Raw genomic sequence first — 22,639 nt, forward strand, 5'->3', positions numbered from 1 at the left:
TTTAAAAAATATGTGCTTTTTTTATGCCCAATATAAAAATAAATTAATTTAATTCATAAGCTTATTTAATTTTTTTAAAAAAATATGAGTCACCCTCTTCACGCCGAAAAATATTTGTGTAGTATATAGATGTATATACAAGTTAATACATTACTATACAAATGCAGAAACAAGTGATGTTCTGCTGATGTAAGCTCAAAGGAAGGAGTCCGACTGTGACAACAACGACAACAAAATTTCGTGATGTAGAAATTCGTGCACCACGCGGCACTGAATTAACGGCTAAGAGTTGGTTAACTGAAGCCCCATTACGTATGTTGATGAATAACCTTGATCCGGACGTTGCAGAAAACCCGAAAGAGTTAGTTGTATACGGTGGTATTGGTCGTGCAGCACGAAACTGGGAATGTTTCGACAAAATTGTAGATACGTTAAAAAATCTTGAAACTGACGAAACTTTATTGGTTCAATCAGGCAAACCAGTAGGTGTGTTTAAAACTCATAAAGATGCACCACGCGTTTTAATTGCAAACTCAAACCTTGTACCGCACTGGGCAAACTGGGAACACTTCAACGAGTTAGACGCAAAAGCACTTGCAATGTACGGTCAAATGACAGCAGGTTCATGGATCTACATTGGTAGCCAAGGCATTGTACAAGGTACTTATGAAACTTTCGTTGAAGCAGGCCGCCAACACTACAACGGTGACTTAAAAGGTCGTTGGGTGCTTACTGCTGGTTTAGGTGGTATGGGTGGTGCTCAGCCTCTAGCTGCAACACTTGCAGGTGCATGTTCTTTAAACATTGAATGCCAACAGGCAAGTATCGATTTCCGTTTACGTACCCGTTATGTAGACGAACAAGCAACTGACTTAGACGACGCTTTAGCGCGTATTGACCGCTATACAAAAGAAGGCAAAGCAATTTCAATTGCGCTTCATGGTAACGCTGCTGAAATTTTACCTGAGCTTGTTCGCCGTGGTGTACGTCCAGACATGGTGACAGACCAAACAAGTGCACACGATCCACTTAATGGCTACTTACCAGTAGGTTGGACTTGGGATGAATACCGTGAACGTGCGAAAACTGAACCAGAAGCTGTGGTAAAAGCTGCAAAACAGTCGATGGCAAAACACGTACAAGCAATGCTTGATTTCCAAAAAATGGGTGTTCCAACATTTGACTATGGTAATAACATCCGTCAAATGGCGAAAGATGAAGGCGTAGCAAACGCTTTTGATTTCCCAGGCTTCGTACCTGCATACATTCGTCCATTGTTCTGCCGTGGTATTGGTCCATTCCGTTGGGCAGCACTTTCTGGTGACCCAGAAGACATTTATAAAACAGATGCCAAAGTTAAAGAATTAATTCCTGATGATGAGCATTTACATCACTGGTTAGACATGGCTCGTGAACGTATTAGCTTCCAAGGCTTACCAGCGCGTATTTGCTGGGTAGGCTTAGGTTTACGTGCAAAACTTGGTTTGGCATTTAACGAAATGGTTCGTAGCGGTGAATTGTCTGCACCAGTTGTGATTGGTCGTGACCATTTAGACTCAGGTTCGGTTGCAAGTCCAAACCGTGAAACTGAAGCAATGCAAGACGGCTCAGACGCAGTATCAGACTGGCCTCTATTAAATGCGTTGTTAAATACAGCAGGCGGCGCAACTTGGGTGTCTTTACATCACGGTGGTGGTGTAGGTATGGGCTTCTCTCAACACTCAGGCGTTGTAATTGTGTGTGATGGTACAGATGAAGCTGCTGCACGTATTGCTCGCGTACTGACCAATGACCCTGCAACAGGTGTTATGCGTCATGCCGATGCAGGTTATGAAATTGCGATTAACTGTGCGAAAGAGCAAGGCTTACACTTGCCAATGATCACGCAATAAAAATACATGGAAGAACTAGCGGTGCTTTTTGCAATTGTGAAAAGCACCGTCTCAGCAGAATATAGTGCAAAAAATTAGGAAGCCAACATGGAATTACTTATCCAACCGGGAAAATTGACCTTAGCCGATTTACGTCAAGCGTACCTCAACCCGATCAAAGTGAAATTGGATGAAAGTGCTTCATCTGCAATTAATGCAAGTGTGGCTTGCGTTGAGAAAATTGTAAATGAAGGGCGTACAGCTTACGGTATTAACACAGGCTTTGGCTTACTCGCGTCAACCAAAATCGCTCCTGAAGATTTAGAAAAGTTACAACGTTCATTGGTTCTTTCGCATGCAGCAGGTGTAGGTGAAGCACTTGATGATGCAATGGTTCGTTTAATTATTCTATTGAAAGCAAATAGCTTGGCGCGTGGTTTCTCTGGTATTCGTCGTAAAGTAATTGATGCTTTGTTGGCTTTAATTAATGCCGAAGTTTATCCGCACATTCCACTGAAAGGTTCAGTAGGTGCTTCAGGTGACTTGGCACCACTTGCACACATGTCTTTAGTGTTACTTGGTGAAGGTAAGGCGCGTTATAAGGGTGAATGGTTACCAGCAGTTGAAGCTTTAAAAGTTGCAGGTTTAGAACCGATTTCTTTAGCTGCTAAAGAAGGTTTGGCACTTTTAAATGGTACACAAGTGTCAACTGCTTATGCATTACGTGGCTTGTTTGAAGCTGAAGACTTGTTTGCTGCTGCAACGGTTTGTGGTGGCTTAAGCGTTGAAGCAATGTTGGGTTCACGGGCACCATTCGATGCGCGTATTCACGAAGTACGCGGCCAACGTGGTCAAATTGATGTAGCTGCGGCTTATCGTGACCTTTTAACAGACTCAAGTGAAATTGCACATTCACATGAAGACTGTAGCAAAGTTCAAGACCCGTACTCTTTACGTTGCCAACCACAGGTGATGGGTGCATGTTTGACGCAAATCCGTCAGGCTGCTGAAGTATTAGAAATTGAAGCAAATGCTGTATCGGATAACCCGCTTGTTTTTGCTGAACAAGGTGACGTGATTTCTGGTGGTAACTTCCATGCAGAACCTGTTGCAATGGCGGCAGATAATTTAGCATTGGCGATCGCTGAAATTGGCTCACTGTCAGAACGTCGTATTTCTATGATGATGGACCGCCACATGTCACAACTTCCACCATTCTTGGTTGCAAATGGCGGTGTTAACTCAGGCTTTATGATTGCACAAGTGACAGCTGCTGCACTTGCGAGCGATAATAAGGCATTAGCACATCCTGCAAGTGTTGATAGTTTACCAACTTCTGCCAATCAGGAAGACCACGTATCGATGGCTCCGAATGCCGGCAAGCGTCTTTGGTACATGGCTGACAACGTTCGTGGCATTTTAGCTGTTGAATGGTTAGGCGCTTGTCAGGGTTTAGACTTCCGTGAAGGTTTAAAAAGCTCGCCTAAACTTGAACAAGCTCGTAAAATCTTGCGCGATCAAGTTCCTTACTACAGCGAAGATCGTTTCTTTGCTCCGGATATCGAACAAGCTAGCGAATTGCTTGCGAGTGGTTGCCTAAACAAGTTACTCATTCCAAAACTGCTCCCTAGTTTATCTGAAGTGTGATTGATAAAACGGTCACATGGAGTGGCCGAATCCAACTAAATTTCCTCAAGGATTGGAGATTAAAATGTCACAAAACTCCACACTACAGCGGGGTTTAAACACCCGCCATATTCGTTTCTTGGCATTGGGCTCAGCAATTGGAACTGGGCTTTTCTATGGTTCGGCAACTGCCATCAAAATGGCAGGGCCTTCAGTATTACTTGCGTATATGGTTGCAGGGATTGCAATTTATATCGTTATGCGCGCACTGGGTGAAATGGCTGTCCATAACCCTGTCTCTGGCTCATTCAGCCACTATGCATCTCAGTACATTGGTCCGTTAGCAGGTTTTACCACAGGTTGGACCTATGTTTTTGAGATGGTGATTGTTGCAATTGCCGATGTCACTGCGTTTGGTATTTATATGGGGTTCTGGTATCCCGATGTACCGCGGTGGATCTGGATTTTGTCTCTCATTATGTTCCTAGGCGCAATTAACCTGATTCATGTAAAAGTCTTTGGTGAACTCGAATTTTGGCTTTCAATTGTCAAAGTCAGTGCTATTGTTGCCATGATTATCGGTGGTTTAGGCCTTATGTTTTATGGCTTCCATGTTGATCACAGCAATGTTGTACCGGGGCTTCAAAACCTATGGATTTATGATGGTTTCATGCCGCATGGTATTGCAGGTTTAGTGGCATGTTTATCTGTAGTTGTATTTGCCTTTGGCGGTATCGAAATCATTGGTTTAACCGCAGGTGAGTCACAAGACCCGAAAACCACCTTACCAAAAGCAATTAATGCTGTTCCAGTCCGTATTTTACTGTTCTATGTACTGACTATTTTTGTACTGATGTCGATTTTCCCATGGAACCAGATTGGTAGCCAAGGTAGCCCGTTTGTACAAATTTTTGAAAACTTAGGCATTAAATCTGCTGCAAATATTTTAAACGTTGTAGTGGTAACCGCTGCAATTTCAGCAATTAACAGTGATGTATTTGGTGCAGGCCGTATGTTGTACGGTATGGCAAATCGTGGTCAAGCACCGCAAGTGTTCAAGAAACTTTCACGTAATGGTGTGCCTTGGATGACTGTTGTGGTTATGGCTGGCGTGCTGTTAATTGGTGTGGTACTGAACTACCTGATTCCTGAAAATGTATTTGTCATCATTGCATCAATTGCAACGTTTGCAACAGTTTGGGTATGGCTCATGATCTTGCTTTCGCAAGTGGCGATGCGCCGTAAATTATCTACTGCTGAAATTAAGGCACTGGATTTCCCTGTATTCGGCTGGCCATATGCACCTGCTTTTGCAATCGGGTTTATGGTGTTCATTTTAGTGATGATGGGCTACTTCCCAGACTCGCGTCCTGCAATTTATGTAGGTGCGGCTTGGCTTGCTCTGTTAACCATTGCATATCGCATTTGGGTAAAGCCGGAGCAAAGCTTGGGAAAGGAAAGTAAGCCTGTCCAGCAAAACATAGAAATGGAAAGCTAACAAATCAACTGCCCAATGGTTTTACTGTTGGGCAGTTTCGAGGATAGGCTAATGAAAAAACTTTGGCAGAACTGCCATATTGCCACCATGCAAAATGGGCAATATTCTTATATCGAAGATGCTGCAATTGTTACCGAAGGGCATCTCATCCATTGGATTGGAAAAAAACAACAACTTCCTGCCGACTCTTACTCCGAAACAGTTGCCTTAAATGGTGCTTGGGTGACCCCAGGTTTCATCGACTGTCATACGCATAGTGTTTTTGGTGGCAACCGTAGTGTTGAGTTTGAAAAGCGCTTACAAGGCGTAAGTTATGCTGAAATTGCTGCAAGCGGTGGCGGTATTGCAAGTACAGTACGCGCAACGCGAGAAGCCAGCGAAGAACAATTACTGAAATCAGCCCTTAAGCGTATTCGCTGCATGCAGCAAGACGGTGTAACGACCATCGAAATTAAGTCTGGCTATGGACTTAACTACGAAAACGAGCGCAAAATGCTGCGTGTAATCCGTCAAATTGGTGAAGCTTTACCAATGACGGTCAAAAGCACCTGTTTGGCTGCTCATGCTTTACCACCAGAGTACAAAGATCAAAGCGATGCTTATATTGAGCATATCTGTACAGAAATGCTGCCGAAACTGCACGCTGAAGGTTTAGTCGATGCAGTAGATGCGTTCTGTGAGCATTTGGCATTTTCACCCGCTCAGGTTGAACGTGTTTTTAAAACAGCACAATCATTGGGTCTACCCGTTAAGCTTCATGCTGAACAGCTTTCATCGCTAGGTGGTTCAAGCTTGGCAGCACGTTATCATGCATTGTCGGCTGACCATTTAGAGTACATGACCGAAGATGATGTCAAAGCTATGGCAGAGTCGGGTACGGTTGCTGTGTTATTGCCGGGTGCCTTTTACCTATTACGTGAAACACAATACCCACCAATTGAAAGCCTGATTAAGCATGGCGTGCGTATTGCACTGTCGAGTGATTTAAATCCGGGTACATCTCCGGCACTTTCTTTACGTTTAATGCTGAATATGGGCAGTACGTTATTCCGCTTAACGCCTGAGCAAGCATTAGCGGGTGTCACCATTTATGCGGCACAAGCACTCGGTTTAGAGCAAACGCACGGCAGTTTAGAGCAGGGTAAAGTCGCTGACTTTGTGGCTTGGGATATTGAACATCCATCTGAAATTGTTTACTGGCTGGGCGGCGATTTGCCTAAGCGAGTCGTTCAGCATGGACAAGAAGTTATTTTTTAGACGGTGGCATATGAATCACACATTTAAATGGCAAGGCCGTCATGATGGCGATGGTGAAGCACATCAACGTATCCACCATATTATGAATAAAACCCAACATGCCGAGTTTGCCCTGATTGGCTTTAGCTCTGATGAAGGCGTGAAACGTAACAAAGGCCGAGTTGGTGCTGCCGATGCGCCAGATGCGATTCGTACACAACTGGCTAACTTACCGATTCATTGCCCAGTGAGTCTGGTCGATTTGGGTACAGTGACTTGCGAATATGAGAATTTAGAGCAAGCACAAAGCGAGTTGGCAGAACAAGTCGCCAATAGCCTGCAAAATGGTTTAAAGCCGATTGTGTTGGGCGGTGGGCATGAAGTTGCATTTGGTAGCTTTAGTGGTCTGTTCCAATATGTACAAGTCCACGCGCCAGATAAAAAAATAGGCATTATTAATTTTGATGCCCATTTTGATCTGCGTGAAGCAGAGCATGCCACCTCTGGAACACCTTTTTTACAAGCAGCAAGGCTTTCAGAACAGCATCAAAAACAATTTAATTATTTATGTATTGGGGTTGCCAACCATGCCAATACTAAAGTTTTGTTTGATACAGCCGATGCTTTAAATTGTTCATATTTACGCGATCATGAGGTTAATATTTTTAACCTACCAAACGTGCTTGCAGCGGTAGATGCTTTTATTGCAAAAGTAGACTGTTTGTACGTTACGATTGATTTAGATGTCTTCACGGCTGCGGTTGCACCGGGGGTCAGTGCGCCAGCCGTAAAAGGAATTGATTTAGCCACTTTTGAAGCAATTTTTAAGCATATTCAAGAGACGGGCAAAATCAAACTTTTAGATATTGCCGAGTGCAATCCAAAATTTGATTTGGACAATCGAACAGCAAAACTGGCTGCCTATATTGTTTATCAATATTTGTTTTCTTAAGAAAAAGTTTTTAATGTAGAAATGAAAAAGTGCACTGAGATCGCTCATGTGCGCTTTTTTTGACTTTCTGGTAAATTAAAGTCAAATATGGAATATAGATAGCAACTATAAATAATTTAATTAAAAAGAAAATTAATTTATAAAATCATTGAGTTAAAAAAATACTCGATTTTTACACTATTTTATAGGCTGCTTGGCACGTAATTTGTTTTGTCTATATTTTAAACTTCGTTAAATATGTTTGGATAATTAAATGAAAAACAGAACCTTACATTTTGCTTGTATCAGTGCTTTATTTTGGATGTCTCATTCGTCTAATGCTACACCCCCCGAAATAAATACAAATACCACCGAAAAATCACAAGCTGAACAAAACAGTAATGTCTCTGTTCGGGTGAAAGCTTTAAATCAGCTTTTACAAGAACAATGGGAATATACTTTGAAAAATAACCCCGAAACTGCAACGGGTTTAGGAGATTTACGTTACAACGATCGATGGACCGAATTTTCAAAAAATGAGATCGAGAAAGATAAAAAAAGTACTCAAAATTTTTTAAAACGTTTTGAAGCAATCGATAGCACAGGATTTTCAGCAACAGATCAATTAAATAAAGATTTAATGATTTATCAGTTAAAAGAGACACTTAAAAGTTATGATTTGAAATTGTATGAGATGCCTTTTAATCAAATGTGGGGGCTGCATTTACAATTTCCGGGATTTATTAGCTCGATTCCCTTTGATAATACTAAGCAATACCAAGACTATATTGCTCGTTTAAAACAAATCCCTCTTATTCTTGATCAAGGTATTCAGTTAGCGAAACAAGGACAAAAAGATGGCTTGATGCCACCTAAGTATTTAATTGAAAAGGTGGCAAAGCAAATTAATAGCATTGCAGCTCCAGCAGGGAAAGACAGTGTATTTGCTTCTCCATTAAAGCAATTTCCAAAAAATATTTCGAAAGCAGAACAAGAACGTTTAAGCCGTGAAATCCTACAGGCCATAGATCAAAATGTTCGGCCTGCTTATCAAAAACTTGGAACGTTTATTCAGAAAGATTACTTACCTCATGGACGACAACATGAGGGTATATGGAGCTTGCCAAACGGTGACGAGCTTTATCGTTTTTATGTAGAAAATAATACGACCACACTAGAGAGCCCTGAAAATATTCATCAGCTCGGATTGAAAGAAGTTGCCCGTATAGAAGCGGAAATGCTGAAAATTGCTAAAGCACAAGGTTTCAATGACTTAAAAAGTTTCCAACAATCTTTAAAAACAAATCCCGCTGTTTTCCCAAAATCTCGTGAAGAAATTTTAGAGATTTATCGCGGGTATATTGCTCAAATGCAACCAGAGCTGCCGAAACTATTTGGCTTATTACCCAAAAATAAAGTCGAAGTTTTACCTGTAGAGCAATATCGAGAAAAAGAAGCGGCAGGTGCGGAGTATCACCAAGGGACACCTGATGGTTCACGCCCCGGACAAGTATATGTGAATACTGGAGACTTCTCTGAACGTTCCAAAATATCCATGGAAGCGACTGCTTACCATGAGGCAATTCCCGGCCACCATATGCAGATTGATATTGCCCAAAACTTGCCAAATTTGCCGATGTTCCGAAAGCAGCCGAATCATACTGCCTATATAGAAGGATGGGCGCTTTATGCAGAGCAACTGGGTAAAGACGTTGGTTTCTATAAAGATCCACTTTCAGACTATGGACGACTCTCGAGTGAGTTGTTCCGTGCTTGTCGTTTAGTGGTGGACACTGGTGTGCATTATAAAAAATGGACCCGTCAGCAAATGATTGATTTTATGCGCGAACACTCAGCTTTAGATGAACCTGATATTCAAGCAGAGGCAGACCGCTATATTGCTATTCCTGCCCAAGCATTGGCATACAAAATGGGCCAACTCAAAATTTTAGAGCTACGGGAGCTTGCGAAACAGGAGCTTGGAGATCGTTTTGATATCAAAGCGTTCCATGACATGATCTTAAATGCAGGCACACTGCCTTTAAATATACTCGATGCCCGTATTAAAAATTGGATAAAAGAACAAAAAGCGGCAGCTTAAAATAAAATCCGAAATTTAGGTCAGGTCCTCGTTGGGCCTGATTTAAAAAGATATAAAAAACATAATATAATAATGAAAAATATACTTTTGAAATTAGAAATGGAAAAAACCTTAAAACAATATCAAGCGATTATTTTTGATTTAGATGGCACTTTAGTCGACTCCTTTCATTTTTTTCTAAACGTTTTAAATCAACTTTCCGCAAAGTATAAGTTTAAAACGGTAAGCCTTCACGAAGTTGAGTACTACAAACAACTTACGCCTAGAGAAATTATGAAAGAGATGAATGTTTCTCGGTGGAAACTGCCTTGGATTGCGAAAGACTTTATTCGGTTAATGAAAGAAAGAGATGAAGAAATTCATTTGTTTGAAGGTATGCGTGACCACCTAATTGAACTGCATAAGCAGGGATATACGCTCGCAATTATTACCTCTAACTCTAAAGAAAACTGTCAAAATGTACTGGGTGAAGAACTCTGTGAGCTTTTTAGCCATATTGATGGCGGCTCGTCTATATTTGGCAAAGCGAAGCGAATAAAGCGTGTTCTCAACATTTTGGACGTAAGTAAGAACCATGCCATTTATGTCGGCGACCAAACCACGGATGGCGAAGCTGCACATAAAGCAGGTATTGATTTTGCTGCGGTAGGTTGGGGATATACATCGGCTGAAAAATTAAAAACCATTCAGCCCAAAGTCGTGCTAAAAGACTTAGCAACCATGAAAGAATTTTTCTAAATATATGAAATGCAGGATAAACCATGAATAATAATAACAATCCGATTGGAATGATTGACTCTGGTTTAGGCGGGCTGTCTCTCTTTAAGCATATTCGGCAGGCTCTTCCAAATGAAGACATTATCTATTTCGCCGACTCGAAATATGTCCCTTATGGAGACAGAGAAAGCGACTGGATTGTGTCACGGACTACGCATTTAATTTCAAACTTAGTTGCTCAGGGTAAATGCAAAGCGATCGTGATTGCTTGTAACACCATGACGGCCGTAGCAGTTGAAACGATTAGAGCGCAAATTAATGTACCGCTTATTGCGATAGAACCAGCGGTAAAACCTGCTGTGGCAATGACCGTGAGCAAGCATATTGCTGTTTTGGCAACTGCCACCACGGTGAAGGGCAAAAACTTAAAAAGTTTAATTGAAACGTATGCGCAAGATATTAAGGTGTCTTTGGTGCCGTGTATTGGTTTGGCTGAAAAAATTGAAACGGGCAAAGCACATACCGCGGAGGTTAAAGATTATTTAAAAAATATTTTGGCACCGTTGGTCAAACAAAAAATCGATACGATTATTTTAGGATGTACACATTATCCATTTGTTTCAGACACGATTCAGGAAATTGTAGGTGGTGATATTCAAATTATTGAGCCTTCGGAAGCTGTAACAGCGCAATTAATTCGTCAGCTCAATCAATATAAGTTAAGTTCTGAAAGTCCAAATGAGGGGAATCATATTATTTGGACCAGTTCAGACCCGTTGGAAGTTGCGGACGTTACTTTTTCTTTGTTAGGTAAACATTTACCAGTAAAAGATATCGCAATATAAATTTTATAAGGATGGTAAGAGAGTTTTCTCTTACCATCTTATGTTCTAGCTCAAATTAAGCTCTTTTAAGTTCCCAGCGCTGTCTCGGATCATTAGTAGAGCGTTGACTGATCGTTGCATGTGAATCCCAAAGATGAGTCAATACCGCATCTGGTTGGCCTTCTACAAAGATATAACCATCTTCAAATGCCCAACTAGTTTGGTACTGACGGCCAGCGCCTTGTAAGAAAATATCGCCACTATGCCAATGAACTGCTTGCTTTTCTTTATCTTTTGTACTTTTTAATGCTGTTTGCAGTTGTTCAAAAGATTCATTTGACTTTAAACATGTCTGCAAAATCTTTTTTGCCGTATCCATATTTTTCTCATCAGTATGTAAATCTAGAGTTTTTCTAAGCTCTAGAATAATTTTTACGGCTTCTTTTTGAGGGTCTTCGACATCTTGAAGCTCTGTCCATACTTTTTCTTGGAGTTCCCCAAGTTGCTCTTTTTTAATTTTTTCTAGAAGCTCATTAATATTGTAATGGCGTAAATACAATCGGAACACTGAATCTGATTGCCAATCTTTTTGATCCAAGACATCTAACTGCACAGAGGCAAGAATGATTTTATAGAGTTGTTCATCAAGTTCAGAAATACCTTTAAAATCAGGAATATTTAAACCTAGCCAAGGAGCGGAAGCAAGTTTATAGAACTTTTGCTCAATGCTACGAATTGACTTATGAGCGAGAACTGGATTTAAAAGATCATTTAGCTTAGGCTCATCAGGTTTGCCAATGAGTTCCGATTTAATGGTTTCTTCGCCGTTAATATCAATGAATGTTTCTAATAAGCGAATAATATCCAGACCATCATTGGTTCTTAAATGAGCTAGTGTTTGTTCATCTTGCTGTGGTAAAAGACTAATAAAATGTTCTAAGTCGTGGTCTTTAAGTTTAAATCCAATCACTTTTGTTTTAACGTAAGCACCGAGTACCCAATTTGAACGAATATCTTTAACTTTGTTATATAGCTTATTCTCACGTCCACTCCGATATTCGCGACTGTCAAAATACCAAAGCTCTTCGTCTATGTTTTTAACTTTGTCATGTACCGTAAATAGTCGGTCGTTTGTATGCGAGTAAGCTATCTTACCCGTTTCTCCAAGTGAACTTACAGCATCTTGTAAGCCATGGGTTTGTCCACCGTATGCGCTTGCGATACATGCACCTGTTTCTTTGTTAACGATTCTAAAGTTTCCACCTGGAAAGCCATTAGCCATGATAAGTCGCTCCTTATAATTAGAAAGTTTTTGTAATAGTCGAAATTTATAGTTATTAGGCAAATTTCGAAGCGTGATTTATATCATGATTTTTCATGTAAAAAGACAAGTGTTTTTGTTGATTTTTGTACATAACATGCTGATTTATTTATATTTATTAGAGTGTCTTAATAAAAGGCATAGACTATGCTTTAGAGCTTTATAAATTCAATAGAGCGATAGAGAAATAAGTTTTGGAAAAGATACTAGAAGTGCTCGCTTATCGACTTATGGAGTAGGGGCGTTCTATAAGTTGTTTTTATACTTAAATCGTCTTCATGTTAGCTGTATTTATATAAACTATTAAATTAGGATTAATCTATTTTATTAACTAAATATATATAACCCAAGTTTATATTTTAAATTTAATTAAAAGCCATAAATATAATAAGGAGGACAATATTATTTAAATATGAATAAAATAATTATATTTAAACTTTTTCATTAAAATAAATTGACGTAATTAAAATCACCGATTATTATCTCGTTGCTGGCCTACATTGCCAGCCGGTTTTGACAGACCGAGTCTAGCGTATGGGTTATACTTCCTTAGTATTTCCCTTGTGGAACCTTTGTGCCCCCTTTTTCTCTATGGTAGGGCGGAAGGGGGACGCGTACGCGCGTGCTGATCGCTAGACCAGTCTGTCAACCCTCTTTCGTTCTACCACCCTAAATTAATTCGCGGTGATTTGGTGGTAGAACTCCATTTTTAAGGAGTTGGCCATGCCATTATTTAAACTCGTTTTCTCTGTTATTTAATTATTTTATTTATTTAAAATTTGGGTTTTTGCGACCTGATTTTTTAAATTTATAAATTATTGCTATTTTAAAATTTTAATTATTTTATTTTCCTGTGTTTGTGGGAGGATTAATTATTATTTGAAAAAATTATTTTAATATTTATTCGAATCATATTTTTATTTTATTTAAATTTATAAATGATTATGAGAATAATATGAAACTTCATAAATTTATATTAGTTTTAAACCTTGAGGTCGGTGCTTACAGTATTACAAATGATGATGTTAATGCTCAGCAGGAATTTAAAAGAATTTGTTCACCTCAAACCGTACAACGTTTAAAACACACCAGTTTGCAAAGTCCTGTTCTCCCACAGGACTTTGCCCCTAACTTGTTTAGCAGCATTCAACGCTGCGATAAAACTCAAATGGGCTAAGTTCGCTTAGCTCCTTTATCTCTGTGTCGCAATGATGTCTCAAACTTTAAATCAGCGCAAAAGTAAAAGTCCGTTGTGGCATAGGGGGCCTAGGGGAGTGTTTCCTAACCTTTTCTTCAATTTTTGCTTTTTTATCAATTAATAAGGTTTAACTTCAGAATCACATAATACTTCTTGATCAGTATTGATCAATTGGCTTTGCATCCAAGAATCTTTTTTTCCCTCATACAACTCCAATGTATAAGTAAGCTTTTCCCTATCAAGCATCGATATTTTATAAAACCTTAATCTCCAATTATCAATTGGGTATTTATCTACACTTAAGTCTTTACATTTACTAATATTCACAAGATATTGAAATGAGCAAACAATAGAGCTTTTTGAATATTCCTTACAATAATTCCAATATCCATTTTCACCTTTTGGATAAATATGGTGATTATTTATCCATGATTGCTTTTGATCAGAAGAGATTTCTTTATTATTTATATATAAGGAACGTTCAACAGAATTTGAATATTTGAACTCCGAAGTACAAATGGAACCCTTTAAGTAACAAGAAGTATTTGCACTATATAATTGATAAATAACGTATATAACACATAATCCAATAATAACTAATGCAATACGTTTCATTATTTTGCTCTTGGTGCTGGAGTGCATGCAGGGTAGTAAACTTTATTAAAAAATGAAAAATCAAATCCTCTTTGCATGTAAACATATTTATCTTTACTCGCAAATACTCCATCTATTCTTGTTTCTATATTTCTTAAATTTTTTCCTAAATAACTATGCCATCAAGCACATCTGTTTCATTAAAACTCCAATTGTAAACATGTCTTTCAAAATTATAGGTACACCTCTTTTGGGCAGCTTGCAAAGTATACCGCGGCCTTCCATTTTGTATTTGTTTTATATGAATCCTTTGAATCCGGCAATAAAAAAGCCCGATATGCGTTACATATCGGGCTTAATCAATCAGTTATTAAAGCAGGTGATGCCTTATAATGATCTTTTTTGAATTACTCTACAGTTACTGACTTAGCCAAGTTACGTGGCTGGTCAACGTCTGTACCACGTAATACAGCAACGTGATAAGACAATAACTGAACTGGTACGCTATAAATGATTGGAGCAAGCCATTCGTTTACTGCTGGAATTTGTACAACGTGTTGACGATCTTTTTCAACTACACCGCTATTTTCATCAGCGAAAACGAATAATTCACCGCCACGCGCCTGAACTTCTTCCATATTCGACTTAAGCTTATCAAGCATTTCGTCGTTTGGCGCAAGAATCACGATTGGCATTTCGTTATCAACAAGTGCCAATGGGCCGTGTTTTAACTCACCAGCCGCATAACCTTCTGCGTGAATATATGAAATTTCTTTAAGCTTTAATGCACCTTCCAATGCGATTGGATAGTGTGTGCCACGGCCTAAGAATAAACAGTGTTGTTTTTCAACGAACAATTCTGATAAACGTAAAATTTCATCGTTATTTTTAAGCGTATCAAGAATGACTTTCGGGCTGTGCCACAATTCACGAGCAATTTCTTCAATCATGACATTGCTAATACGCTGTTTTACTTGTCCAATTTTTAAGACGAGGAGCATAAGCGCAGCAAGCTGAGTCGTGAACGCTTTCGTTGATGCAACACCAATTTCAGGCCCAGCAAGGGTCAATAAGTGGTGATCAGTTTCACGTACCATTGAAGACGTAGCAACGTTACAGATGGTTAGAGTCTGAATGCTGAGCTTGTTTGCTTTTGCACGCTTTTGAGTTTCACGTAATGCAGCTAAAGTATCGGCTGTTTCACCTGATTGAGAAATACAGATATAAAGCGTATTTTCAACAATCACAGGGGTGCGATAGCGGAATTCGCTTGCGATTTCAACTTGGCAAGGCACACCAATCAGTTGTTCAAACCAATATTTCGCAATCATGCCTGAGTGATAACTTGTACCACATGCAATAATTTGTACGCTTTGAACTTTGCTAAAGTCTGCTTCAGCATTTTGCAAGAAATCTTCGCGTAAGCTGTTGCCGTCAAGTGCTTGAGAAATCGTTTGTTTGATTGCTTCTGGTTGCTCATAAATTTCTTTGAGCATGTAGTGCTTGTATTCACCTTTTGAAGCATTGCTTACTGTTGCGTCAAGCTCTTTCACTGGACGTTCAACAAGTTCACCGTTTGCAAATACTTCAATTGAAGTACGAGTCAGGCGAGCAATATCACCTTCTTCTAAATACATAAAACGGTTAGTTACAGGTAAAAGCGCAAGTTGGTCTGAACTAATAAAGTTTTCACCAATACCTACACCAATCACAAGTGGTGAACCTTCGCGTACAGTGATTAACTCATCTGGGTAATCGCTATGGATAATACCCAGTGCGTATGCACCTTTAAGCTGAGGAACAACAGATTGTACTGCTTCAAGTAAGCTGTCAGTACTTTTTAGTGCTTCTGCAACTAAGTGAGCGACAACTTCTGTATCTGTTTGAGAAGTAAATACATATCCTAGAGCTTGAAGGTCATCTTTAAGCTCTTGATAGTTTTCGATAATACCGTTGTGAACGACTGCCACTTTACCCGACATGTGCGGGTGAGCATTATTTTCAGTTGGTTTACCATGTGTTGCCCAACGTGTATGAGCAATACCAACTACCCCAGTGAGCTGCTGATCAGCAACTGCATCAGCAAGATTAATCACCTTACCTACACGACGCTCACGTAAAACTTCTTCATTATTCAGTACAGCAACGCCTGCTGAATCATAACCGCGATATTCAAGACGTTTTAAACCTTCGATTAAAATCTCAGTTACACAACGTTCTGCAACGCCTCCGACGATACCACACATAATTCAATCCTCTTATTTTTCACGCTTTTGGGGACGTTGATAATTTGCCTTAGAAATTTGTTGAGCACGTTCAAAGGAGAGACTTTGTTCAGCTACATCTTTCGTAATCACAGAACCCGCACCGACTGTTGCTCCATTTCCAATAGTCACAGGCGCAACCAGCGAGCTATTAGAACCGATAAACACTGCATCGCCAATAGTGGTTTTGTGTTTATTTGCACCATCATAATTGCAGGTAATTGTACCTGCCCCAATATTTGAGTCAGCACCGATCTCGGCATCACCTAAGTAGGTGAAGTGGTTAGCTTTACTACCAAGACCAATGGTTGTGTTTTTGACTTCAACGAAGTTACCAATGTGTACTTCGTTCGCCAATTTAGCGCCCGGGCGTAAGCGTGCAAATGGACCAATTTGAGTGTTTTCACCCACAATTGCACCATCAAAAACGCTATAAGCTTGAACTTTGGTTCCTGCTGCAATTTTTGTATTTTTCAAAATACAACCAGCACCGATTTCTACAAAGTCACCGAGTTCACAGTCACCTTCAATAATGACATTTACGTCAATACGAACATCGTGTCCAACTTTCACAGAACCACGTAAATCAAAACGGGCAGGGTCGGCAAAAGTTACGCCTTGTTGCATAAGTTCTTTTGCTTGCTGTTGCTGAAAATCGCGTTCAAGTGCCGCAAGTTGTAAGCGGTCATTCACCCCTTCAACTTCAAAAGCAAGTTCTGGTTGAATAGAGGCAATTTCTAAACCATCTGCAACCGCCATCGCAACGATGTCAGTTAAATAGTATTCGCCTTGAGCGTTTTCGTTAGAAAGCTTAGGCAACCATTCATGAAGTTTTGCATTGCTTACACAGTAAATACCTGTGTTGATTTCTTGAATTTGGCGCTGAGCATCAGTTGCATCTTTATGTTCAACAATCGCTTGAATTTTGCCGTCTTGGCGAACAATACGGCCATAACCTGTTGGGTTTTCGACATGTAAAGTAATCATGCCAATACCAGTTTGACTTGATGCTTCAACAAGTTGCTCTAGCGTTGTTTGACGGACTAAAGGAACGTCACCGTATAAAATTAAAGAAATACCGTCTTTAGGAAGTACCGGTAAAGTCATTTGTACCGCATGACCTGTACCTAATTGTTCTGCTTGTTCAACCCATTGAATGTTTTCTTGTGCAAACGTCTGCTTTACGTGATCGCCGCCGTGTCCATAAATGGTAATGATATTTTCTGCTAATAGTTGTTTTGCTGTCTTAATAACATGTCCTAGTAGCGGGCGGCCAGCTAAAGGCTGTAATACTTTAGGTAGTTGTGAACGCATTCGCGTTCCTTTGCCTGCAGCAAGGATAATGACGGTAGTTGACATGAGTAAACCTACTTAAATGGCGTTACGCCCCAGAAAGTAATAAATATGATGATACATAGTGCCGCCCAAAGCCCTGCAATGATGTCGTCCAGCATAATTCCGAAGCCGCCAGCAACTTTCTGGTCAGCCACACGGATTGGCCAAGGTTTCCAAACATCAAACAGGCGGAATAAGCAAAAACCAATTAGTGCCCATTGTAACGACATTATATTAAAAAATATTAAAGGCAGGAGAGTAATAGATTGACCTGCAAATTCGTCCCACACAATTCGACCATCATCGTGTACGTCTATAACCTTTGCTGTTTGACCGCAAATATAAATACCCACCAAAGACATGATGATAATAGCGATTAAACTTAAGTTAAATCCGAGAGATAGCCAAATAGGAATGAAAAGTAAGGCAAAAGCAGAGCCAAAAGTACCCGGTGCTTTAGGGGCGAGACCAGATCCAAAACCAACCCCACAGAAAACGATGCAGCGGTTGAACCAAGACATGTTCTTAAAATGAATCGGCGGTTTATGCAAAGTGTTGGTATCCATGAATTTGCAGCGGGTAATCTGAACCCAAATGCTCAAAAGTTAGTTTTGTTTGTTCAACGATCTGTCCAATCATTGTAATCTTAACGTCCAGTTGTTTTTGCAAAAGTTTTCCATAATTTTGCGGTGTTATTGTAAAACATAATTCGTAGTCATCACCACCTGCAAGTGCATATTGCCAACGTTGTTGTTCTTTTAATTGTTGTAATACAGGGTCAACAGGTAATTTTTCTAAGGCAAGTCGTGCTCCAACCTTAGATGCTTTTAAAATATGTCCTAAATCTTGTGCTAAACCATCTGAAACATCAATCATGCTAGAGGCAAGTCCTTTAAGCTCTTGCCCAAGCTGACAACGAGGTGTCGGATAGTCGAGCCTTTGTTGCAGCGGATGTCCTAAGTGTTGAAGACCGTAGGCTGCATCGCCCACCTGACCACTCACACACACATAATCACCGACTTTTGCGCCTGAACGTAACACGGCTTGTCCGGTTTCTATCCAGCCCATTGCGGTAACGGTAATGGTGAGATGAGGTCCTTGGGTGGTATCTCCACCAATTAAGGCAACACCGAACTGATTACAACAATCGTAGATTCCCTGACTAAAACCTTCAAGCCACTCATGGTCAACTTGAGGTAAGCTGATTGCAAGCAAAATACTATGGGGTTTAGCACCCATTGCAGCAATATCTGAAAGATTTACAGCAACGCTTTTCCAACCGATAGCATGAGGGGAGGTGTCTAGAGGGAAATGACGGCCAGCAACCAGTGTATCTGCACAGATCACTAATTGTTGATTTGGAGGGGGAGTAATTAAGGCTGAGTCATCACCGATACCAAGTGCGACATCTGAATTTGATTGTCGATTAAAATATTGGTCAATAATTGAAAACTCAGCCATAGAACATCAAGCCTATTAATTAATCTGCTTGCTGTTTTTCTGCGCTACGCAGTGTCGAACTCAGACGGTCTAATACACCATTGATGTACTTATGACTGTCTGCTCCGCCAAAATGCTTAGCGAGCTCGATTGCTTCATCAAGTACCACACGGTATGGAATTTCTAAATGATCACGTAACTCGTAAGCACCTAAACGTAAAGTCGCAAGTTCCACGCCATCAAGTGCACTAAGTTCCCGGTCAAGTACCGGAATAAGTAATGCATCAAGTTCTTCACGTTGAGCAATGACTTGAGTCAGTAGTTCGTGATAATAGCCTAAGTCGACCTTGTGCATTGCATTTTCCGCACGTGTACGCGCTTCAATTTCATGTACAGGGTTGTGACTCATTTGCCACTCATAAATACCTTGTACAGCAAAACGACGTGCTTTGCGTTTTGCTGCATAAGCGGCTTGCAGTGTTTGAGACATGCTTTAAATTGCCTTTAATAAATTAACCATTTCAATTGCAGTTAAAGCAGCTTCGCTACCTTTGTTTCCTGCTTTTGTACCTGAGCGTTCGATTGCTTGCTCGATGCTGTCAGTAGTTAATACACCATTGATAACAGGCAAGCTGCTTTCTAACGCAACTACACCTAAACCTTTCGCACATTCACCAGCAACAAAGTCAAAGTGTGGTGTGCTGCCACGAATTACTGCACCAAGTGCAATAATCGCATCAAACTGGTTTGATGTAGCTAATTTTTTAGCAACGATCGGGAGTTCCCATGCGCCAGGAGCGTGAATAACAGTAATGTTATCTTCATTTACGCCATGACGTTTTAATGTGTCGATCGCGCCTTCTAATAAGTGTTCAACAACAAAGCTGTTAAAACGACCCACTAAAATCGCATAACGACCTTCGCTTGCGAGATGTAATAAACCTTCAATACGGCGAATTGCCATAGCAACCTCGATTATTTCGTTGTGATTTGATCAGCAGTGATATATTCCACTACTTCTAAATTAAAGCCAGATAAAGCATTGAAACGTAATGGTGAGCTAAGAAGCTTCATTTTTTCAACACCTAAATCACGCAAAATTTGAGCACCGACACCAATCGTTTGATATTGATGTGAAAGTGCTGCATTGGATTTCACCGGTTTTGGCTTATTTAAATCATCCAACGCTGGTCCCAAGTCTTGCAAATGATCTTGGCCGATCCATACTAAAACACCGCGATCACTCGCTGCAATTGTCTGTAGTGCACGGTCTAGATTCCACGCAGGTTCACCATCAGCTTTATTGAGCTTAAGCAAATCGCGAATTGGACTGAAACCATGAACACGTACTGTTGTAACACCTTCATTTGGCTCGCCTTTAACCAAAGCCAAATGAATGTCCGGATTACCAATCTCACGATAACGGTAAAGTTCAAATGAACCATATTCCGTTTGAATGGTTTTTTGATCCAAACGTTCAACCGTTTGCTCATTGGTCATACGGTAGTGAATTAGGTCGGCAATTGTACCAATTTTTAGACCATGCTTCTCAGCAAAAATTTCTAAATCTGCACGACGTGCCATTGTGCCATCTTCATTGATGATTTCACAAATGACTGAAGCTGGTTCAAAGCCCGCTAAACGTGTTAAATCACAGCCTGCTTCGGTATGACCTGCACGGTGTAAAACACCACCTGGTTGAGCCATGAGTGGGAAAATATGACCCGGCTGTACGATATCGCTTGGTTTTGCATGCGCTGCGACAGCTGTTTGAATTGTATGCGCACGCTCTGCTGCTGAAATACCTGTTGTAATACCTTCGGCAGCTTCGATTGATAACGTAAAGTTTGTGCTGTGCTGAGCGCCGTTTTGATCAACCATCAAAGGTAGATTTAACTGTTTACAGCGCTCACGGCTTAACGTTAGGCAAACTAGACCACGTGCATGGGTAATCATGAAGTTGATATCTTCAGGACGCACATGCGTTGCTGCCATGACAAGATCACCTTCATTTTCGCGATCTTCGTCATCCATCAAAATAACCATTTTGCCTGCACGAATATCGGCGACAAGATCTTCAACACGACTCAGCGGCATTCGCTTTCACCTTTTTTTGTCGTAAGACAATTTCTATTTAATAAATTTTGCATAGTTTACGCTGTTTAAAGAATTTTGCCTATGATTCTGATTTATCCAAATTTACAACTCAACATAATAGATCTGGATTTACTTATCTCAATAAAGCATAAGAAAATAAAATTCTTGATTATAAATACCATGAATTTAAATAAAAAAACCTAGCCTTTAGGCTAGGTTTGAATGCGCATAATGACTTTTAAGATGCTGCACTGCTCGGGCTATCATTTTGTGGAATTGATTTTTTGCCCATCAAAATTTCAGTTCGAATATTTTGGGCAAGCTCTGCACATTCAGCATTCATACCATTAATCATAAATGCATGACGAGTCATAATATTGCTCGGATTTGGCATTGCAACAAGCTGATAACTGTCTTGAATTGCTTTAAGCTGATCATTATCTAGATAAAGCGCAGACTCTTTAGCATGCAGATGTTGTGCTAAACGCTGAGCTGCTTCTTTGGCATCAATTTGCATTGCTTCTACGGCATGACACATAGCACTACGCGTTTGTAGTGCAAAGCGTTTATCTTCACGGTAACGTTTATATAAAACGTCTGACAGTAATTGGAACACTGTTCCCACCATAAGCAGACATTCTACAGCGTGCTGATGTGAAGTTGAGATTGCGAGTGTTGCGCCTTCTGCATGAAACTCATCTACGACCTCAATATCTGTAGTCTTTAAATGATAATGCTTTGTGCATAGCTCGATACTTTTATTTAAGAAGAGCTGGCAAAGTTTAAAATAAGGTATAGAAACAGACTGGTTAACACTACTTAATAACTGTTTAGGGTCATAAAACTGAATATTGAGTGCCAAACTGTCTTGGTTTGTAGATTCTGTGCTTTTTTCTGGTTGTGGGCGAACAAGTGGTTTCGCTTTAGCTTGTTGCTGAGCCTGCGCAACCAAAGTTACTGTATTTTGTTTTTCAAGCGCGAGAGCTTGTGTTAACTCTTGAATCTCATGTTTTAAACGATTTTCTTCGTTAATACGTGCTAGGTATTCACTACGGGTTGGACGAGCGATGGCACGATAAGCAAGCCATAATAAAACATGTAAGAATAACGAAGCTAAAATCGCAAGCCATTGGGTACGAAGGATTTCGCCAATACTTGGTTGAATAAGCGTAATTTCAATAGAACCGACTTTCTTCTCGTTTTGAAGAGCATCACGAACAAAAACTTCGCCTTCGCGAGTTTTTGACATGCCGCTTGTCGCTAGGACTTGTTTATTGGCATCAAGAATGCGAATTGATGCCACACTTGGATTGGTCGCATAGCGATTGGCAATAAGAGCCAAAGATACCGTATTGGCAGGTTCAAGCTCAGATAAGCTGTCTGCTACGAGTTGGCTGGTCATGAGCTGACCTTGGCTCGCACGGTTTTCATTGAGCTGGTGTGTCGTTGCAATCACCAATAAAAAGGTATGCAATGCAAAACTAATGATCAGTAGGCTAGCAAATAGCCCTTGTCTAGGCGCAATCAAGTTAAACTTCCAAGGCAATTATATTGAAATTCGATTATGATTCTTACAATAGTTGTCA

18 protein-coding genes and 1 pseudogene are annotated in these 22,639 nt (G+C 40.2%); 9 read left to right on the forward strand and 10 right to left on the reverse strand.

Annotated elements, in window-relative coordinates:
- The first annotated feature begins 215 nt into the window (after window positions 1–215).
- The 8 genes from hutU (at window position 216) to murI (ending at window position 10,825) form a co-directional block, all read left to right on the forward strand.
- Window positions 216–1,892, forward strand: a complete 1,677-nt coding sequence (gene hutU / locus I8T81_RS00385) for a urocanate hydratase (protein WP_002054061.1) — start codon at window positions 216–218, stop codon at window positions 1,890–1,892.
- 87 nt (window positions 1,893–1,979) lie between these two features.
- Entirely contained in the window at window positions 1,980–3,518 is a 1,539-nt protein-coding gene (hutH, locus tag I8T81_RS00390) for a histidine ammonia-lyase (protein WP_004833497.1), read from the forward strand.
- Window positions 3,519–3,582: 64 nt separating this feature from the next.
- A complete protein-coding gene (locus I8T81_RS00395; protein WP_198071882.1) occupies window positions 3,583–4,995 on the forward strand; it encodes an amino acid permease in 1,413 nt (470 codons plus the stop codon).
- 51 nt (window positions 4,996–5,046) lie between these two features.
- The gene (hutI, locus tag I8T81_RS00400) at window positions 5,047–6,252 is read left to right on the forward strand and encodes an imidazolonepropionase (RefSeq protein ID WP_198071883.1); all 1,206 of its coding nucleotides are present in this window, start codon (window positions 5,047–5,049) and stop codon (window positions 6,250–6,252) included.
- Between the two features lie 10 nt (window positions 6,253–6,262).
- A complete protein-coding gene (hutG, locus tag I8T81_RS00405; RefSeq protein WP_198071884.1) occupies window positions 6,263–7,183 on the forward strand; it encodes a formimidoylglutamase in 921 nt (306 codons plus the stop codon).
- 253 nt (window positions 7,184–7,436) lie between these two features.
- Complete coding sequence (locus I8T81_RS00410; protein WP_198071885.1) at window positions 7,437–9,263, forward strand: DUF885 domain-containing protein; 1,827 nt, start codon at window positions 7,437–7,439, stop codon at window positions 9,261–9,263.
- 99 nt (window positions 9,264–9,362) lie between these two features.
- Window positions 9,363–10,001 carry an HAD family hydrolase gene (locus I8T81_RS00415; RefSeq protein ID WP_134262675.1) on the forward strand — a complete coding sequence of 213 codons (639 nt, stop codon included), beginning with the start codon at window positions 9,363–9,365 and terminating at the stop codon, window positions 9,999–10,001.
- 23 nt (window positions 10,002–10,024) lie between these two features.
- A complete protein-coding gene (gene murI / locus I8T81_RS00420; protein ID WP_198071886.1) occupies window positions 10,025–10,825 on the forward strand; it encodes a glutamate racemase in 801 nt (266 codons plus the stop codon).
- A gap of 55 nt (window positions 10,826–10,880) precedes the next feature.
- Here the strand turns inward: murI and I8T81_RS00425 are convergent, their stop codons facing one another.
- Window positions 10,881–12,086 (reverse strand): hypothetical protein, encoded by a 1,206-nt coding sequence (locus I8T81_RS00425; protein ID WP_198071887.1) that lies wholly within the window; start codon window positions 12,084–12,086, stop codon window positions 10,881–10,883.
- 994 nt (window positions 12,087–13,080) lie between these two features.
- Here I8T81_RS00425 and I8T81_RS00430 point away from each other — a divergent pair.
- A pseudogene (locus tag I8T81_RS00430) lies at window positions 13,081–13,312 on the forward strand (hypothetical protein).
- Between the two features lie 128 nt (window positions 13,313–13,440).
- On the opposite strand, the gene I8T81_RS00435 reads toward I8T81_RS00430, so the two are convergent.
- The 9 genes from I8T81_RS00435 to I8T81_RS00475 all read right to left on the reverse strand — a co-directional run bounded on the left by I8T81_RS00435 (window position 13,441) and on the right by I8T81_RS00475 (window position 22,599).
- Window positions 13,441–13,938: a hypothetical protein gene (locus I8T81_RS00435; RefSeq protein WP_077168815.1), complete on the reverse strand. Its 498-nt coding sequence runs from the start codon at window positions 13,936–13,938 to the stop codon at window positions 13,441–13,443.
- 386 nt (window positions 13,939–14,324) lie between these two features.
- Window positions 14,325–16,163: a glutamine--fructose-6-phosphate transaminase (isomerizing) gene (glmS, locus tag I8T81_RS00440; RefSeq protein ID WP_198071889.1), complete on the reverse strand. Its 1,839-nt coding sequence runs from the start codon at window positions 16,161–16,163 to the stop codon at window positions 14,325–14,327.
- 12 nt (window positions 16,164–16,175) lie between these two features.
- Window positions 16,176–17,540, reverse strand: a complete 1,365-nt coding sequence (gene glmU / locus I8T81_RS00445) for a bifunctional UDP-N-acetylglucosamine diphosphorylase/glucosamine-1-phosphate N-acetyltransferase GlmU (protein WP_086497496.1) — start codon at window positions 17,538–17,540, stop codon at window positions 16,176–16,178.
- A gap of 8 nt (window positions 17,541–17,548) precedes the next feature.
- On the reverse strand, window positions 17,549–18,082 hold the full coding sequence (locus I8T81_RS00450) for a phosphatidylglycerophosphatase A family protein (RefSeq protein ID WP_000380679.1): 534 nt from the start codon (window positions 18,080–18,082) through the stop codon (window positions 17,549–17,551).
- On the reverse strand, window positions 18,060–18,977 hold the full coding sequence (thiL, locus tag I8T81_RS00455; protein WP_198071890.1) for a thiamine-phosphate kinase: 918 nt from the start codon (window positions 18,975–18,977) through the stop codon (window positions 18,060–18,062). The genes I8T81_RS00450 and thiL overlap by 23 nt, the downstream gene beginning before the upstream one ends.
- Before the next feature lie 19 nt (window positions 18,978–18,996).
- Window positions 18,997–19,446, reverse strand: a complete 450-nt coding sequence (gene nusB / locus I8T81_RS00460) for a transcription antitermination factor NusB (protein ID WP_004704812.1) — start codon at window positions 19,444–19,446, stop codon at window positions 18,997–18,999.
- Between the two features lie 3 nt (window positions 19,447–19,449).
- Complete coding sequence (gene ribH / locus I8T81_RS00465; protein WP_001007829.1) at window positions 19,450–19,920, reverse strand: 6,7-dimethyl-8-ribityllumazine synthase; 471 nt, start codon at window positions 19,918–19,920, stop codon at window positions 19,450–19,452.
- Between the two features lie 11 nt (window positions 19,921–19,931).
- Complete coding sequence (gene ribBA / locus I8T81_RS00470) at window positions 19,932–21,053, reverse strand: bifunctional 3,4-dihydroxy-2-butanone-4-phosphate synthase/GTP cyclohydrolase II (protein WP_077165322.1); 1,122 nt, start codon at window positions 21,051–21,053, stop codon at window positions 19,932–19,934.
- 238 nt (window positions 21,054–21,291) lie between these two features.
- Window positions 21,292–22,599 carry a hypothetical protein gene (locus I8T81_RS00475; RefSeq protein WP_198071891.1) on the reverse strand — a complete coding sequence of 436 codons (1,308 nt, stop codon included), beginning with the start codon at window positions 22,597–22,599 and terminating at the stop codon, window positions 21,292–21,294.
- Window positions 22,600–22,639: the final 40 nt, after the last annotated feature.

Source organism: Acinetobacter seifertii (genome assembly GCF_016064815.1).
Lineage (GTDB): Bacteria > Pseudomonadota > Gammaproteobacteria > Pseudomonadales > Moraxellaceae > Acinetobacter > Acinetobacter seifertii.